This is a genomic window from Rhizobium hidalgonense, from assembly GCF_002914525.1.
In the GTDB taxonomy this organism is placed as follows: Bacteria; Pseudomonadota; Alphaproteobacteria; order Rhizobiales; family Rhizobiaceae; genus Rhizobium; species Rhizobium hidalgonense.
The window spans coordinates 269,810-287,131 of record NZ_LODW01000070.1; the positions used below are offsets into that span (position 1 = coordinate 269,810).

General features: G+C 60.3%; 14 protein-coding genes and 1 tRNA gene. 13 read left to right on the forward strand and 2 right to left on the reverse strand.

Going from position 1 to position 17,322, the window contains the following annotated elements; all coding sequences use genetic code 11:
* The first annotated feature begins 54 nt into the window (after nt 1–54).
* The 9 genes from tolB to serA all read left to right on the forward strand — a co-directional run bounded on the left by tolB (nt 55) and on the right by serA (nt 12,416).
* Nucleotides 55–1,362 (forward strand): Tol-Pal system beta propeller repeat protein TolB, encoded by a 1,308-nt coding sequence (tolB, locus tag ATY29_RS23555; protein ID WP_003566328.1) that lies wholly within the window; start codon nt 55–57, stop codon nt 1,360–1,362.
* 144 nt (nt 1,363–1,506) lie between these two features.
* Nucleotides 1,507–2,040: a peptidoglycan-associated lipoprotein Pal gene (gene pal, locus ATY29_RS23560; RefSeq protein ID WP_097533167.1), complete on the forward strand. Its 534-nt coding sequence runs from the start codon at nt 1,507–1,509 to the stop codon at nt 2,038–2,040.
* 161 nt (nt 2,041–2,201) lie between these two features.
* The gene (gene ybgF / locus ATY29_RS23565) at nt 2,202–3,191 is read left to right on the forward strand and encodes a tol-pal system protein YbgF (RefSeq protein WP_025416990.1); all 990 of its coding nucleotides are present in this window, start codon (nt 2,202–2,204) and stop codon (nt 3,189–3,191) included.
* A gap of 11 nt (nt 3,192–3,202) precedes the next feature.
* Nucleotides 3,203–4,585: a tRNA lysidine(34) synthetase TilS gene (tilS, locus tag ATY29_RS23570; RefSeq protein WP_097533168.1), complete on the forward strand. Its 1,383-nt coding sequence runs from the start codon at nt 3,203–3,205 to the stop codon at nt 4,583–4,585.
* 97 nt (nt 4,586–4,682) lie between these two features.
* The gene (gene ftsH / locus ATY29_RS23575) at nt 4,683–6,614 is read left to right on the forward strand and encodes an ATP-dependent zinc metalloprotease FtsH (protein ID WP_003566319.1); all 1,932 of its coding nucleotides are present in this window, start codon (nt 4,683–4,685) and stop codon (nt 6,612–6,614) included.
* Between the two features lie 244 nt (nt 6,615–6,858).
* On the forward strand, nt 6,859–8,211 hold the full coding sequence (gene glmM, locus ATY29_RS23580) for a phosphoglucosamine mutase (RefSeq protein ID WP_003566317.1): 1,353 nt from the start codon (nt 6,859–6,861) through the stop codon (nt 8,209–8,211).
* A 265-nt stretch (nt 8,212–8,476) separates the two neighbouring features.
* Nucleotides 8,477–9,313, forward strand: coding sequence for an outer membrane protein (locus ATY29_RS23585; RefSeq protein WP_097533169.1), 837 nt, complete (start codon nt 8,477–8,479; stop codon nt 9,311–9,313).
* Nucleotides 9,314–9,496: 183 nt separating this feature from the next.
* Complete coding sequence (locus ATY29_RS23595; protein WP_003566314.1) at nt 9,497–10,675, forward strand: phosphoserine transaminase; 1,179 nt, start codon at nt 9,497–9,499, stop codon at nt 10,673–10,675.
* Nucleotides 10,676–10,820: 145 nt separating this feature from the next.
* The gene (gene serA, locus ATY29_RS23600; protein WP_003566312.1) at nt 10,821–12,416 is read left to right on the forward strand and encodes a phosphoglycerate dehydrogenase; all 1,596 of its coding nucleotides are present in this window, start codon (nt 10,821–10,823) and stop codon (nt 12,414–12,416) included.
* Nucleotides 12,417–12,496: 80 nt separating this feature from the next.
* On the opposite strand, the gene ATY29_RS23605 is transcribed toward serA, so the two are convergent.
* Complete coding sequence (locus tag ATY29_RS23605) at nt 12,497–12,760, reverse strand: hypothetical protein (protein WP_003566311.1); 264 nt, start codon at nt 12,758–12,760, stop codon at nt 12,497–12,499.
* A 507-nt stretch (nt 12,761–13,267) separates the two neighbouring features.
* Here ATY29_RS23605 and mnmA point away from each other — a divergent pair.
* Both mnmA and ATY29_RS23615 read left to right on the forward strand, forming a co-directional pair.
* Nucleotides 13,268–14,467 carry a tRNA 2-thiouridine(34) synthase MnmA gene (gene mnmA, locus ATY29_RS23610; protein WP_003566308.1) on the forward strand — a complete coding sequence of 400 codons (1,200 nt, stop codon included), beginning with the start codon at nt 13,268–13,270 and terminating at the stop codon, nt 14,465–14,467.
* A gap of 135 nt (nt 14,468–14,602) precedes the next feature.
* Nucleotides 14,603–14,679, forward strand: a tRNA-Met gene (locus tag ATY29_RS23615).
* 185 nt (nt 14,680–14,864) lie between these two features.
* Here the strand turns inward: ATY29_RS23615 and ATY29_RS23620 are convergent.
* Nucleotides 14,865–15,182 (reverse strand): sunset domain-containing protein, encoded by a 318-nt coding sequence (locus ATY29_RS23620; RefSeq protein ID WP_097533171.1) that lies wholly within the window; start codon nt 15,180–15,182, stop codon nt 14,865–14,867.
* A gap of 333 nt (nt 15,183–15,515) precedes the next feature.
* On the opposite strand from ATY29_RS23620, the gene ATY29_RS23625 reads away from it, so the two are divergent.
* Both ATY29_RS23625 and ATY29_RS23630 read left to right on the forward strand, forming a co-directional pair.
* On the forward strand, nt 15,516–15,944 hold the full coding sequence (locus ATY29_RS23625; protein ID WP_097533172.1) for a hypothetical protein: 429 nt from the start codon (nt 15,516–15,518) through the stop codon (nt 15,942–15,944).
* A 244-nt stretch (nt 15,945–16,188) separates the two neighbouring features.
* Nucleotides 16,189–17,316 (forward strand): hypothetical protein, encoded by a 1,128-nt coding sequence (locus ATY29_RS23630; protein ID WP_133118161.1) that lies wholly within the window; start codon nt 16,189–16,191, stop codon nt 17,314–17,316.
* Nucleotides 17,317–17,322: the final 6 nt, after the last annotated feature.

The window sequence follows — 17,322 nt, forward strand, 5'->3', positions numbered from 1 at the left end:
TGAACGCCGCTGCCGGCAAATTGAATTCATGAAGTGCTGAAAGGCTTATTTGATATGGTCAAGTGTTCCCTCATTCGCGCTCTGATGGTCATTGTAGGCCTGATTGGGGTTGCAGCCTTTACGACTCCGGCGAACGCGGTGCTCACCCTTGATCTTCGAAAGGGTAACGTCCAACCGCTTCCGATCGCGGTGACCGACTTCCAGGGCGACATGGGCGCGCAGGTTTCGCAAGTCATCGCTGCCGACTTGCAGCGCTCCGGTCTCTTTGCACCCATCAACAAGACAGCCTTCATCGAGAAGATTTCTAATCCCGACGCTTCGCCGCGTTTCGAGGACTGGAAGGTCATCAATGCACAGGCGCTGGTCACCGGCCGGGTTACCAAGGAAGCAGATGGCCGTCTTCGCGCCGAATTCCGGCTCTGGGACCCGTTCGCCGGGCAGCAGATGACCGGTCAGCAGTTCTATACGCAGCCGGAGAACTGGCGCCGTGTGGCTCACATCATCGCCGATGCGATCTACAAGCAGATCACCGGTGAGGAAGGCTATTTCGACACCCGCGTGGTCTTCGTCTCCGAATCCGGCACCAAGCAGCAGCGCAAGCGCCAGCTGGCGATCATGGACCAGGACGGCTTCAACGTGCGCATGCTGACTGATGGCAGCGATCTCGTGCTGACGCCGCGCTTCTCGCCGAGCCGGCAGGAGGTCACCTACATGTCCTTTGCCAACCAGCAACCGCGTGTCTATCTGCTGCAGCTCGAAACCGGGCAGCGCGAAGTCGTCGGCAATTTCCCGGGCATGACATTCTCGCCGCGCTTTTCGCCGGATGGTCAGAAGGTGATCATGAGCCTGCAGCAGGACGCCAATTCCAACATCTATACGATGGACCTGCGTTCGCGCACGACGACGCGACTGACCTCGACGGCTGCGATCGACACCTCGCCCTCCTATGCGCCTGACGGCAACCGCATCGCCTTCGAAAGTGACCGCGGCGGACAGTCACAGATTTATGTTATGAATGCCGACGGGTCCGGGCAGACCCGCATCTCCTTCGGCGATGGCCGTTACTCTACGCCGGTCTGGTCGCCACGCGGCGATCTCATCGCCTTCACCAAGCAGTCAGGCGGCAAGTTCTCGATCGGCGTGATGAAGCCGGATGGTTCGGGCGAGCGTATCCTCACGACTGGTTTCCACAACGAGGGCCCGACCTGGGCGCCGAATGGCCGTGTCATCATGTTCTTCCGTCAGGCGGCGGGCTCGGGCGGTCCGCAGCTCTATTCGATCGATCTGACCGGCTACAATGAACAGGCCATCAAGACACCGTCCTACGGTTCAGACCCGGCTTGGTCGCCGCTTATGGAGTAGGGCTGCCTTCATGTCGCCTCAGAATCATGAAAACCGGGCGACCACGGGACAAATCAGTAAATCGTTAACCATAATCTTTGAGGGGCGGTTAACCGAGTGCGGTTACTGTCCGGAAACCCTGATGAACTCGCAAGGAGACCGGCCATGAGCCGAATTCATACCCCGGCAATGAGCCGCATGCAGAATTTCGCCCGCAACCCCGTCATGATCGCGCTGGTCGCCGGTCTCGCGCTCGCAAGCTGCGCCAAGAAGAACGGCGGCATGCCGAACAGCGCCGGCGATATCGGCCTCGGCGCCGGTGCGGCAACGCCGGGCTCGGCCCAGGACTTCACGGTCAATGTCGGCGACCGCATCTTCTTCGATACCGACTCCTCGTCGATCCGCGCCGATGCTTCGCAGACGCTCGACCGTCAGGCCCAGTGGCTTGGCCGCTACCCGAACTACCAGATCACCGTGGAAGGCCATGCCGACGAACGCGGCACGCGCGAGTACAACCTCGCGCTCGGCGCCCGCCGTGCGGCTGCCGCCAAGGATTATCTCGCTTCTCGCGGCGTCCCGGCGCAGCGCCTGAAGACGATTTCTTACGGCAAGGAACGTCCGGTCGCCGTCTGCGACGATATTTCCTGCTGGTCGCAGAACCGCCGCGCGGTCACGGTTCTCGGCGGCGCCGGCATGTAATGTGCCGATTTCAGTTCGCTTTCGAAGGGCGGTCCCATCAGGGGCCGCCTTTTCTTTTTGACCACACTTTGGCCAGACTCCGTTGCTTTTTGAAAGCAATTGGAAAAATCTCCTGTTCGTGCCATCGAGGTGCGAAGAATCACTGGGACAGGACGATACATATGAAGAAACTTGTCGTGGCAGGCATGCTGTGCCTCGCGGCTGTGACCGGGAGCGAACGGGCGGCCTATTCCGCCTCGTTCTTTGGGCTGCATCTCGGCGGCCGATCCGCGGAAAACCAAGCGGCGCCGCCTGTTGTCAAGGTGCAGAGCGGCGACGCCGAGATTCGCGTGCAGCAGCTCGAGGAGCAATTGCGGCAGCTGAACGGCCGGATCGAGGAAATGAGCTTCCAGCTGCTGCAGATGCAGGAGACAATCCGCAAGCAGCAGGAAGACAATGAATTCCGCTTCCAGCAGTTGGAAAAGACGGGTGCCGGTGGTGGCGGCGCCAAAGCCCCCGTCAAGAAGAGCGAGACCGATGCCGCTCCGGCAGCGTCCGGCGGCGATGACGTTGCCAGGGTGATCCAGGCACCACAGGGAGCCGAAACGGCTCCCTCCACCAACGTGCCCAGCAATAGTGGCCTCGGCCAACCGCCGAAGGAGCTCGGCTCGATCGATTTCGATCAGAACGGCAATGCGGTCGGCGGGACAGTCGACGACAACGCCACTGTCGGCTCCGGCCCTATCCCTGATGCCAATCCCGGCGCGCCGCAGCAAACCGCCTCGCTCGGCGGTGAGGCTGACCAATACAAGGCGGCCTATGGTCATGTCTTGTCCGGCGATTACAGCACGGCCGAACAGGAGTTTACCCAATACATCACCCGCTACCCGAGCAGCGCGCGGGCGGCGGACGCCAATTTCTGGCTTGGCGAGGCGCTCTATTCGCAGGGCAAGTACAATGAGGCGGCCAAAACCTTCCTCAATGCGCACCAGAAATACGGCACATCAGAAAAGGCGCCGGAGATGCTGTTGAAGCTCGGCATGTCGCTTGCCGCCCTCGACAATAAGGAGACGGCCTGTGCGACGCTGCGCGAAGTCTCGAAGCGTTACCCGAAGGCTTCGCGTGCCGTCATAAGCAAGGTTGGAAGCGAACAGAAGCGCCTCGCCTGCTAAGGTCTTCCGGCATGTCTCCGGAAGCCCCTTCGCCTCGAGAGGCGATCCTCCAGTTTCTTAACTCGCTCCAAAGCCCCGCACGCATTCTCGTCGCGATCTCGGGCGGCAGCGATTCCACCGGCCTGCTTCTCCTTCTCGATGAAGTCGTGAAGGCCGCGCCGCATCTCAAGATTTCCCTATGCGCTGCGACCGTCGATCATGCGTTGCGCGCCGACTCCGCAGACGAGGCGCGTGAAGTCGCAGCCCTCTGCACATCGCTCGGCATTGCCCACACCATCATGACCTGGCAAGGCGACAAGCCGAAGACCGGTATCATGGCCGCAGCCCGCGAGGCGCGTTACGGCCTGCTCGCCAATGCCGCAGAAAGCGTCGCAGCCGATCTCATTGTCACCGGCCATACATTCGACGATCAGCGCGAAACGCTTGCCATGCGCGGCATCCGAACGGCGCAGATCTCGACCGGTATTGCCGATGCGGTGCTTTTCGACCGGCGTTTCTGGATTTTGCGGCCGCTTCTCTTTTCCACCCGGGCGGATATCCGGGCCTTCCTGAGGGAGCGAGGTACGCGCTGGATCGACGATCCCAGCAACGAGGATATGAGGTACGAGCGCGTGCGGACGCGCCAGCGGCTTTCGGCCGATGCATCTGCGGAGCAGGACATTCGTGCCGCCTGGGAGGAGCGGCTGGCTCTTTCGTCCAGAGGCGCCGAATGGCTGGATCGTCATTTCAGGCTTCACGGCGGTTTGCTCGGGCAGGTGATGCCAGACGGGTTGAGGCAGGATCGGGCAGTACTCGACTATGCACTGGGCCGCCTGACGGCCGTTTTCGGCGGGCAGCCGTTTGTGCCGGGCAGGGCGCAGATGGAGCGCCTTCTCCGGTTTGCCGGCGGCGGCGACCCAGGCCGGATGACGGTCGGCCGGGTGGTGTTCGATCTCAGGCGTGACGGGCTTTATTTTTCCCGCGAGACCCGGGGGACAACGCCGCTGGTATTGCAGCCGGGAGAGGCAGGGGTGTGGGATGGGAGGTTTCGTGTGCGCAATGGGTCGGCAATAGCCACAAGAATAGAAGGGCAAGCCGGCCGCTCCTCCCTCATTCCTCTCCTCGTGCTTGATCCTCGGGTCAAGCCCGAGGAGAGGAATGAGGAAGGGTGGGGTAGGGGGCTTCCCAAAGCAGCATGGAGACGCGCCATGGCCTCGGCACCGGTCTTGTCCGCCGACAAAGCCCCATTATCTCCGGAAACCGCCGGGGCAATCGGCCTCACGCCCTATTTCGCACCCTTCGACCGCTTTTTGACACGATTTGATTTCATCTTTGCCAACAGGCTTTCGGCGGTTTTCGCGACGGCGCCCTATGCGAGGCCGCCTTTAAGAAGTATTGACGGAAAAACCATCTGACCTGGGGGATCGCCTTGGCAATCGCACGGCGCAACCCTATGTTAGAAACGAATAAGACGGTCGCCATGAGGCGGCTGTTCCAGTGCTGGGGAGTTCAATGAACCCTAACTTACGTAATTTCGCCTTGTGGGCGATCATAGCGCTTCTGCTGATCGCCCTTTTCAGTATGTTCCAGACGGCGCCGGCGCAGACGGGCTCCCGCGAAATCCCTTATTCGCAGTTTCTGCGTGAGGTCGATGCGGGCCGCGTGAAGGATGTCGTGGTCACCGGCAATCGGCTGAGCGGAACATATCTGGAGAATAACAATAACTTCCAGACCTATTCGCCCGTCATCGACGACAGCTTGCTCGACCGCCTGCAGGCCAAAAACGTTGCCGTCACCGCGCGTCCGGAGACCGATGGTTCCTCCGGCTTTCTGAGCTACCTCGGGACGCTGCTGCCGATGCTGCTGATCCTCGGCGTCTGGCTGTTCTTCATGCGGCAAATGCAGGGCGGCTCGCGTGGCGCCATGGGCTTCGGCAAGTCGAAGGCCAAGCTGCTCACCGAAGCGCATGGCCGTGTCACCTTCGAAGACGTCGCCGGTGTCGACGAAGCCAAGCAGGATCTCGAAGAAATCGTCGAATTCCTGCGGGATCCGCAGAAGTTCCAGCGTCTCGGCGGCAAGATCCCGCGCGGCGTGCTGCTCGTCGGCCCTCCGGGCACCGGCAAGACGCTGCTTGCCCGCTCGGTTGCCGGCGAAGCCAACGTGCCCTTCTTCACCATTTCCGGGTCTGACTTCGTCGAAATGTTCGTCGGCGTCGGCGCCAGCCGCGTGCGCGATATGTTCGAGCAGGCGAAGAAGAATGCGCCCTGCATCATCTTCATCGACGAAATCGATGCCGTCGGTCGTCATCGTGGCGCCGGTCTCGGCGGCGGCAATGACGAACGCGAACAGACGCTGAACCAGCTGCTTGTGGAAATGGATGGCTTCGAGGCGAATGAAGGCGTAATCCTGATTGCCGCCACCAACCGCCCCGACGTGCTTGACCCGGCGCTGCTGCGTCCCGGCCGTTTCGACCGTCAGGTCGTGGTGCCGAACCCGGATATCGTCGGCCGCGAGCGCATTCTCAAGGTGCATGCGCGCAACGTTCCGCTGGCGCCGAATGTCGATCTCAAGGTTCTCGCCCGCGGCACGCCCGGCTTCTCCGGCGCCGATCTGATGAACCTCGTCAACGAAGCCGCTCTCATGGCCGCCCGCCGCAACAAGCGCGTCGTCACCATGCAGGAATTCGAAGACGCCAAGGACAAGATCATGATGGGCGCCGAGCGCCGTTCCTCGGCCATGACCGAGGCGGAAAAGAAGCTCACCGCTTACCATGAGGCCGGTCACGCCATCACCGCGCTTAACGTCGCCGTCGCCGATCCGCTGCACAAGGCGACGATCATTCCGCGCGGCCGTGCGCTCGGCATGGTCATGCAGCTTCCCGAGGGCGACCGCTACTCGATGAGCTACAAGTGGATGGTGTCGCGCCTGTGCATCATGATGGGTGGCCGCGTCGCCGAAGAGCTCACCTTTGGCAAGGAGAACATCACTTCGGGTGCCTCCTCCGACATCGAGCAGGCCACCAAACTTGCCCGCGCCATGGTCACGCAATGGGGCTTCTCCGACGAGCTCGGTCAGGTCGCCTATGGCGAGAACCAGCAGGAAGTCTTCCTCGGGCATTCGGTTTCGCAGTCGAAGAACGTTTCGGAAGCAACCGCGCAGAAAATCGACAACGAAGTGCGCCGCCTGATCGACGAAGCCTATACGCAGGCCCGCACGATCCTGACGGATAAGCACGACGAATTCGTCGCCCTTGCCGAGGGTCTGCTCGAATACGAGACGCTGACCGGTGAAGAGATCAAGGCGCTGATCCGCGGTGAGAAGCCGTCGCGCGATCTCGGCGATGATTCGCCGCCAAGCCGCGGCTCGGCGGTTCCGAAAGCCGGCGCAAGGCCTGCCGCCAAGGGTGATGAACCCGAAGCCGGGCTCGAACCGCAGCCGCATTGAGCGGTTGGCACGATCTTGAACAAAGGCCGAATTTTCCCCAGCGGAAGGTCCGGCCTTTTCTATTGGTAACGGGATATAATCATTTTTCTTGCTAATTTACGTGCCGATCGCCGCATTTTGTGGCATTCCGCTGAATTGAGGCAAGCATGATTCACGCTCCTGGATCGACGACATTCCATGGAAGCCGGACTAGCTTGGAATGGTGCGCTGCCTTGAATGGCGCGCGGAAAGCGCAGGAGTGCAGATGAAGAGACGCTATTTCGGTACGGACGGCATACGCGGCCAATCCAACGTCTTCCCGATGACGCCGGATCTCGCCATGCGGGTCGGCATTGCCGCCGGTACGATCTTCCGCCGCGGCAATCACCGCCACCGCGTCGTCATCGGCAAGGATACGCGCCTCTCCGGTTATATGCTTGAGAACGCCATGGTCGCAGGCTTCACCGCTGCCGGTCTGGATGCCTTTATTCTCGGCCCGATTCCGACGCCTGCCGTCGCCATGCTGACGCGCTCGCTGCGCTGCGATATCGGCGTGATGATCTCGGCTTCGCACAATCCTTATGAGGATAACGGCATCAAGCTCTTCGGCCCTGATGGTTACAAGCTTTCCGACGATCTCGAAGCCGAGATCGAGGATCTGCTCGAAAAGGACCTGAACGCGCAGCTTGCCAAATCCGACGATATCGGGCGCGCCAAGCGCGTCGATGGCGTGCATGACCGCTATATCGAACATGCCAAACGGACTTTGCCGCGCGACGTGACGCTGCAGGGGCTGAGGATTGCGATCGACTGCGCCAATGGTGCTGCCTACAAAGTGGCGCCTGCCGTGCTCTGGGAACTCGGCGCCGAAGTCGTCACCATCGGCAATGAGCCGAATGGCACCAACATCAATCTTAATTGCGGCTCCACCAGCCCGGTGGCGCTGCAGAAGAAGGTCGACGAGGTGCGTGCCGATATCGGCATTGCGCTCGATGGCGATGCGGACCGTGTCATCATCGTCGACGAAAACGGCTCGATCGTCGACGGCGACCAGCTGATGGCCGTCATCGCCGAGAGCTGGGCCGAGAACCAGCAGCTGCGCGGCAACGGCATTGTCGCCACCGTGATGTCCAATCTCGGCCTAGAGCGCTTCCTCGACGAGCGCGGCATGGCGCTTGCCCGAACGCGGGTCGGCGACCGCTACGTCGTCGAGCATATGCGCCAGCACAACTACAATGTCGGCGGCGAGCAATCGGGCCACATCGTGCTTTCTGACTACGGTACGACCGGCGACGGTCTGGTCGCAGCGCTGCAGATCCTGGCTGCGGTGAAGCGGACCGGGCGGACCGTCAGCGAGGTCTGCCGCCGCTTCGAGCCGGTGCCGCAGCTCCTGCGCAATGTCCGCATCAGCGGCGGCAAACCGCTGGAGGATCTCCAGGTGCAGAAGGCGATCGCCGATGCCGAAACCGAGCTCGCCAAGAACGGCCGCCTCGTCATCCGCCCCTCGGGCACCGAGCCGCTGATCCGCGTCATGGCCGAGGGTGACGACCGCGCCCAGATCGAGCGCATCGTTAACGAGCTGATCGGCACGATCTCGAACGTGCGCACCGCCGCCTGATCCTGTGACAATAGATTACTGAAGAAGCCGGTGCGCATGCGCCGGCTTTTTCGTCATGCGCGTTCGGTTCAGCCAGATTCTATAGTCGCTGAAGGCCGAATTCTTATCGCTGCGATCGCTGTTTTTCTTTCAGGAGTATCTGCAAAATACGGTAAATAATCGTGGTTAAGCAGCTTTTAACGTTTCCCCTTCATTATCCATCCGAAGCGTATCAGTTTGGCAGCGACTTCAGCCTGCCGACCCAACGGATTTTGGAGTGGGATCCATGAAAAGAAGCTTGTCCGGCATCTTCGCCGCATTGTTGATCGCGACAAACGCCTATTCCGCGGACCTCGCCCCTGCCGAGCCGATCCCGGAGCAGCCGCCCGAGGTGACGGTCACTGAAGCGACCGGCTGGTATCTGCGCGGCGATGTCGGTTATGCCTTCACCGATCTGCGCGGAGCGCGTTATTTCCAGGGCAGCAACGCCACCGAAGTCGATTTTGACGATGCAGACCTCGACGACGCATGGACGATCGGCGGCGGTGTCGGTTATCAGATCAACAGCTATCTGCGCACCGATCTGACCTTCGACTATTTGACGCAGGCTGATTTCAAAGGCTCGACGGTCGGACAGTGCGGCTTCCCCCTGGTGGATTGCACGTCGAGCGACCGCTCTTCGCTGACCGCCTATACGCTGCTTGCCAACGCCTACGTCGATCTCGGCACCTACGGCTATGTCACGCCCTACGTCGGCGCCGGTATCGGTGGTTCCTACGTCAAGTGGAAGAACCTGCGAAACGTCGCCTGCGCCGATGACGGCAGCTTCTGCGATGACCAGGTCACCCATGGCGGCAAGGGCAACTGGCGCTTTACTTACGCCCTCATGGCCGGCGCCTCGATCGACGTCACCTGCAACGTCAAGGCCGATGTCGGCTACCGCTATCTACATATCGACGGCGGCAACATGTTCGGATACGCCCAAAACGGCGGCCCTGGCCGCGACAAGGGTCTCAGCGTCCACGAAGCCCGCGTCGGCGCCCGCTATCTGTTCGGCGGCTGCGCCCAGGCGAGCTACGAACCGCCGCCGGAAATCCCGCTGCAGCCGGCGGTCTACAAGTAAGCTCAATTCTTCTCCATCAGAAAGCCGCCCGCCCGGGCGGCTTTTTGCCGCGTCAATCGTGCCTGCGTCAAAATATCCTCTCTCTGCGACACTTCGATCTTGACTATGGCGTCTGCTATCCATACACACGGCGGCGGGACACCCTTCCCCAACGAAGGGCTTTCTATCTGAGAGGATAGCATCATGGCGAAGACCGCAAAGCCGGACATCCGTCCGCACAATACTCATTTTTCTTCTGGCCCCTGCTCGAAGCGCCCCGGTTGGTCGCTCGATGCCCTTTCCGACGCGGCCCTTGGCCGTTCGCACCGCGCGAAGGTCGGCAAGACCAAGCTCAAGCAGGCCATCGACCTTACCCGTGAAATTCTCGACGTGCCGGCGGATTACCGCATCGGTATCGTTCCGGCGTCCGATACCGGCGCCGTCGAAATGGCGCTCTGGTCGCTGCTCGGCGAACGTGGCGTCGACATGCTCGCCTGGGAAAGCTTCGGCGCCGGCTGGGTCACCGATGTCGTCAAGCAGCTGAAGCTCAAGGATGTGCGCAGGCTCGAAGCCGGTTACGGCGAGCTTCCCGATCTCGCCGCCGTCGATTTCGATCGCGATGTCGTCTTCACCTGGAACGGCACCACGTCGGGCGTGCGCGTGCCGAACGCCGATTTCATCCCTGCCGACCGCAAGGGCCTGACGATCTGCGATGCCACCTCGGCTGCTTTCGCGCAGGAACTCGATTTCGCCAAGCTCGATGTCGTCACCTTCTCCTGGCAGAAGGTTCTGGGCGGCGAGGGCGCGCATGGCGTCATCATTCTCTCGCCGCGCGCCGTCGAGCGTCTCACCACCTATACGCCCGCCTGGCCGCTGCCGAAGATCTTCCGCATGACCTCGGGCGGCAAGTTGACGGAAGGCATCTTCCAGGGCGAGACGATCAATACGCCGTCGATGCTCTGCGTCGAGGACTATATCGATGCGCTGGTCTGGGCCAAGGGCCTCGGCGGCCTTAAGGCGCTGATTGCCCGCGCCGATGCCAATGCCAAGGTCATCCACGATTTCGTCGCGGCCAACGACTGGATCGCCAATCTCGCCGTCAAGGCGGAAACGGCCTCCAACACCTCCGTCTGCCTGAAGATCGTCGACAAGGACATCACGGCGCTTGACGACGACGGCCAGGCCGCTTTCGCCAAGGGGCTGGTCGGCCTCCTGGAAAAGGAAGGTGTGGCCTATGACGTCGGCCACTACCGCGACGCGCCATCGGGCCTGCGCATCTGGGCCGGCGCCACGATCGAGGCATCCGACATGCAGAAGCTGATGCCCTGGCTTTCCTGGGCCTTCGAAACGCAGAAGGCGCAGCTCGCTCAGGCGGCCGCCTGACGTGATCGCATCCGGCTCCGCCGCAGGGCGGAGTCGATTCAAAGAATTAGAGCATGATGTCGTCCGAAAACCGCTCACACTTTTCGGCATCATGCTCTGGCATCCCTGATTCATTCATCGCTGAACACTTTTGAAGGAGGCCACAATGGCACCTCGCGTTCTCGTATCCGACGAATTGTCGGAAACCGCCGTCCAGATCTTCCGCGACCGCGGCGTCGAAGTTGATTTCGAACCGCAGCTCGGCAAGGATAAGGACCGTCTGCTCGACGTCATCGGTAAGTATGATGGTCTGGCCATCCGCTCTGCCACCAAGGTGACGGAAAAGATCATTCAAGGGGCGACGAACCTCAAGGTTGTCGGCCGCGCCGGCATCGGTGTCGACAATGTCGATATCCCGGCCGCCTCGCGCCGCGGCATCATCGTCATGAACACGCCCTTCGGCAATTCGATCACCACGGCCGAACATGCGATCGCGCTGATGTTCGCCGTCGCCCGCCAGCTTCCGGCAGCCGATACCTCGACGCAGGCCGGCAAATGGGAGAAGTCGAAATTCATGGGCGTCGAAATCACCGGCAAGACGCTCGGCGTCATCGGCGCCGGCAATATCGGCTCGATCGTCTGCGCCCGCGCTATCGGCTTGAAGATGCACGTCGTCGCTTATGATCCGTTCCTCTCCAAGGAGCGCGCCGAGGAGATGGGCGTCACCAAGGTCGAGCTCGACGAGCTTTTCGCCCGGGCCGACTTCATCACGCTGCACGTGCCGATGACCGACAAGACGCGTGGCATCCTCAACAAGGAAGCGCTGGCGAAGACCAAGCCGGGCGTGCGGATCATCAACTGCGCCCGTGGCGGCCTGGTCGATGAGGCAGCCCTTGCTGAAGCCATCAAGTCCGGCCATGTCGCCGGTGCCGCCTTCGACGTTTTCGAGGTCGAGCCGGCCAAGGAAAGCCCGCTCTTCGGCCTGCCGAATGTTGTCTGCACGCCGCATCTCGGCGCCTCGACGACTGAGGCCCAGGAAAACGTCGCCCTCCAGGTGGCCGAACAGATGGCGGATTACCTCGTCAAGGGTGCGGTCTCCAACGCCATCAACATGCCGTCGATCACCGCGGAGGAAGCGCCGATCCTGAAGCCCTTCATCCGCCTTGCCGATGTGCTCGGCGCCTTCGTCGGCCAGGTCACCGAGGAGCCGATCAAGGAAATCGAAATCCTCTATGACGGCATCACCGCCAACATGAACACGCGGGCGCTGACGAGTGCCGTGCTCGCCGGTCTCATCCGCCCGCAGGTCGCCGACGTCAACATGGTTTCGGCGCCGATCATGGTCAAGGAAAAGGGCGTCGTGCTTTCCGAGGTCAAGCGCGACAAGACAGGTGTGTTCGATGGTTATATCAAGCTGACGGTGACGACCGAGAGCATGACGCGTTCCGTCGCCGGCACGGTGTTTTCGGATGGCAAGCCGCGCTTCATCCAGATCAAGGGCATCAATCTCGATGCCGACGTCGGATCGCACATGATCTACATCACCAATACCGACGTTCCCGGCATGATCGGCTTCATCGGCATGACGCTTGGTACTGCGGGCGTCAATATCGCCAACTTCCAGCTCGGCCGCGACAAGCAGGGCGGCGACGCCATCGCGCTGCTCTATGTCGACGGCGAGGTGGATGACGCCGTGCTCGGTCAGCTGACAGCCCACCCGGCAATCCGCCAGGCAAAGCTGCTCACCTTTAACATCGACTGAGTTTCGCCCTCCCAAGGCAAGACACGGAAAACCCGGCGCGGAAGGGCGCCGGGTTTTTGCTGCATCGGGAATGGCAGAAGTCAGTGGTGCTTGCGTCGGCGGACCATCCGGCCGAGACGTGCGGCATCGTCCTCTGCCTTCGTGCGATGAAGAAAAGCGAGCCGGCTGTCGTCAAAACCTTGGAAGAATTCGTCCCAGGAAATTTCCTCCATCGGTTCCGAGGAGAAGTCGATGCCGACGGTTTCGCTGTCCCGGGCGTCCTTGATACGGGCGGGATGCCCACCGCGTTTCTCGATCCAGTGTCTGATCCTGCTGTAATCCGCTGCCGTTCCGAACCTGGCCATGCAACCCTCCGCAGAAATTCGATTGCGACATTGATCACCTGCAACGCATGATGGAGGGAAATGTTCCATGGCGGTTGAATTATTGTGCGATTGATTTTCGGTTCAGCCGTCCTGCTCAAGCATTCGTTATTTTGAGAATTGGGGCCGAACCGGCATAATTCCTACGGGCTGGAAAAGGAGGATGTTTATGAAGCGCTATTCATTCTCGATCATCGGACTGGCGCTCTTGACCGCTATCATCGCCAATCCGGGCATCGCATTCGCCTGCAACAAGCTGATCGGCACCTGAGCCGCACCCCCCGCTTCCAAGGCGTGGCTTAGGCCGCGCCTTGCTTTCGCCGGGTATTCCAAATCCGCGATCCGAGGCCGCCCCTTGCGTCCTGATGCAATCCTTTCTATATCGGTTCCTCATCGAGAAATGGCGGCCGATCCCGCCTGATATCGGCAAATCCGCCGCAATTGCAGCGCAAGGGCGGATCGTGACCCACGCAGAATTTGGCACCACCGTTGAACACACTGGATTTTGACAAGCAGCCGGAAGAGACCCGTGTCGTCGTCGCCATGTCGGGCGGCGTCGATTCATCTGTCGTCGCCGGCCTTCTCAAACAGCAGGGTTACGATGTGCTCGGCATCACGCTGCAGTTGTACGACCATGGGGCTGCCGTTCACCGTGCAGGCTCTTGTTGCGCCGGCCAGGATATCGACGATGCGCGCCGCGTCTGCGAAACACTCGGCATTCCGCACTACGTTCTGGACTACGAGAAGCGCTTTCGCGAGACGGTGATCAATCCCTTCGCCGAAAGCTATGTGGCCGGCGAAACGCCGATCCCTTGTGTGTCCTGTAACCAGACCGTCAAGTTTGCCGATCTGCTGGCGACCGCCAAGGAGCTTGGCGCCGATGCGCTGGCGACCGGCCACTATATCCGCTCGCGGCCGAACCCGTCGCCGGAGCATCCCGGCCGCCGCGCGCTTTACCGGCCGGCCGATGCCGATCGCGACCAAAGCTATTTCCTGTTCGCCACGACGCAGGAACAGATCGATTATCTCCGCTTTCCCTTGGGCGGTCTGCCGAAGGCCGAGACGCGCAGACTTGCCGAAGAGATGGGCCTCGTCGTCGCCAAGAAGGCCGACAGCCAGGACATCTGCTTCGTGCCGCAGGGCAAATATTCCGACGTCATCACCAAGCTGAAGCCGAATGCGGCGCTCGCCGGCGAGATCGTCCATCTCGACGGCCGGGTGCTCGGCACCCATGAAGGCATTCTGCATTTCACGATCGGCCAGCGCCGCGGCATCGGTATTGCCACCGGCGAGCCGCTCTATGTCGTCTTTCTCGATGCCCGCTCGCGCCGCGTCATCGTCGGCCCGAAAGAAGCGCTGGAAACGCACCGCGTCTACCTGCGTGATGTCAACTGGCTGGGCGACGAGACGCTGGCGGAAGCCGCCTCCGGCAAAGGCTTTGCCTGCTACGCCAAGGTCCGCTCGACACGGGCGCCGGCGCCCGCCGTGCTGCACGTCGATGCCACCGGCACCTATGTCGACCTTACGGTTGGCGAGGCGGGTATCGCCCCCGGTCAGGCCTGCGCGCTTTATTCGGCACCCGGCGACAACGCCCGCGTCTTCGGCGGCGGCTTCATCGAGCGTTCGGAGCGGGAACCTTCAGCCGAAGCCTCGTTGAAGGCTCTTTTGTCCAGCCCCGTCGCCGCCTGAAATCAACAGGAGAGGGCAGGCATCAAAGCCCAGCGTTTTTCTCCATCATGCGCTTGACACAAAGCCGAGGCGCACCTTATAAGCCGCTCATCCCACGGGCCGGCACGCTTCGCGAGCAGGCATCGTTTGACCAGTGGCGGAGTAGCTCAGTAGGTCAGAGCAGAGGAATCATAATCCTTGTGTCGGGGGTTCAAATCCCTCCTCCGCTACCAGTCAACTAGCAGTAAAATCAACGGCTTATCGGCAAGACTGCCCGCCTTGATGGTTGACTTTATGCCGCGCAACCTACGACAAATTTCCATTTATTTTCAATCGCCGCAATCGGGTGGCGGCAGCTCCGCGCGACACGAGTGCGACATGGATTGCAGCCATGCGCAAATAGCCATGTCAATCGGCTTCACACCTTCGATTTCCGCCAGCCGGCCGCCCAAGCTTCAAATTCCGAGCAGAACCACCGTTCGCCATATCGGGGGCTAATTGTCGTCTGGGCATAGTATCTCTGCCCCGGCACGTGGAAAATGCGCTCGCCCGTTTCAATGCTGATATTGCCCTTGATCTTGCACGACGGTCCGGTGCCGCCAGAAGCGTTCCACGAAGCCAGCAAATCGCTAACGGTCATGCAGCCGGCTGCACCGAACGCGATCGCACCGATCACCAAGCCCGGAAACTTGAGAAGCACCGATCGCTTCTGCGAATTGCGATAACTGTTACGCATGCCCCATCCCGCCAGTTCGCGCGAAAATCGTAACCGCGGTGGCGCCTTGGGAACATCTATCAAAAAGGGGTAGTCTCGCGCCCTTTCAAACCTGCGGGGCTTTGCCGAAATTTCGAAACCTGTCACGCCGTAACCAAACCGTCGTGCGGGAAGGGTATCGTGGGTTCGAATCCCGCCAGCCCTCGACCCCGGTTGCCCCGCTTGACGGCGGCTTTGCTTAGAGGCAGCTTCCACCAACAGTGGCATCAGGAGGGGGATTCCATGACGAGCCCAGCTTCAAACGGACCCAGATCGCATAGAGGATCGTTTTCAGTACCGTCAGCATTGCTACAGATGGCCCTGACGAGAGCCATTGTTCTCGCCGCCTGCTTTTCATCCTTTGTCACTGCGACGTTCGGTGCAGAGTTGCAGAGAAGCTGCATAGAACCGCCTGCGACTGTCATCGAGATGACCGGCATTAACACCAAACATGCACGCGCCACGGCAAAATTCACGGGGCCAGATATCATCAAGGCATGCCATGAAGGCTATGTGGGCCAAGGAAGCTATGGATCGCCTGAAGAATGCATTCGTCAGACGAAAGCGGACCTTCTCGGCGACACGATTCACGCAGAAGCAAATTGCAGTACGGGCACGATGAAATTGGGGCAAATGTCCTTCAAGATGCCCATTGAAAACAATTGTGCCTCAGGCGGCATACTTGCGGCGCCAGCTTTCAAAATGCTCTGCCCAAGCTATAGGGGCAAAGTTGTGAACGAATGAGCGCGCAAATTTTTGCACTATGCCGCACTAATCGCGACCGATTGACCAGGTATCCAGCCCCCGCGATGGCCCCGCTCTATGAGGCGCTCTTCCACGGAAAACGAACGATCATTCAACTAGGAAGATTTCCAGTCGTTTCATCGCGCAGTGAAGCAAGTTGACTTTTCATTCGCGTTGTAGTTGAAGACCGCGCGAGGCCTAAAGGATCGACGTGCGGAAGCTAACCGAACAACAACGAGAATACTTGAAGAAGCATGCTCAGCGCCTGCATCGTCGCGACCTTGCATTTAAGGAATGGCAAAAGGAGCGACGCAAGGCACCAGGAATGAAGTCGGTACTTGCCTATCAGGACGGCCGGCACATTCGGGCAAATGCCATATCCTCCATCCCCCTACCAGAAGTGTTTTGCCTCGATGAGAATACCCGCGGCACCCTGCAATTCCTCGACAGTGTATGGGATGTAATTCTTCAGCGCAGCCCTCGGAGACCATTCGTTCGCAAAAGCAAATCTGCGCCCCCTGTTGTAAAGCGCTATTTGGACTTGACTACGGTAAGACAGATCAGCCCGTCGGCGGCCCTCGTCCTCGCCTCGCTGTTCCAGCGCGCGAAACACGTCAACGGCCACAAACTATCGACGATTGATGAACACATGTGGGATCCCTTTGTGGCCGTCGTATTGCGAGCCGTCGGTTTCCATGAACTCTTGGAAATGCGACCCCTGCGGAGTTGGGACATCGATAGCTCTGGCCTTAAGATATTGAAGTTTCAGTCGGGGCGTGAGGCAGCTGGAGAGCCGCCTGGCAGACTGCTGGAAGCGCTCGCCGAATTACTACCTCCCGACCAAAAGGAGAACTTGTTAATAGCTCAGCCTTATGGTGGTATGTTTGAAGCGATCCTCAATTCAAACAATTGGGCGTACCCTGAAGATCATGTATGGGACTTCCCGGTGCTCCCGAATTGGTGGATTACCGGAGCCGTCGACACGAAATCGAACGAAGTGACCGTATGCGCTTTCGATCAGGGGGTGACAATTCCCGTCAGCCTCCCCAGATGGACACACTGGAGTCCATTTGAACTGCGTGGAAAGCGACTAATCGAGCGGTTAAAGCTATCGAAGCCGATCGACGATCCATCGAACGATGGAATTGCAATTCAGTTGGCAATGAAAATTGCGCGTACAAGCTCGAATCTACCACAGCACGGCAAAGGCCTGCATACCATGGTGGAAGTGGTGGAGAGAGCTCAACGCGGCCGGTTACGGATCTTAAGTCGCAATGGCGAATTTATATGGGAGACTGGACAGAAGCCGCGAAGCCGTACCCACGACCACCCTCTAAGAGGAACATTGGTGGAATGGCAGCTTCAGCTTTAGGAAGAA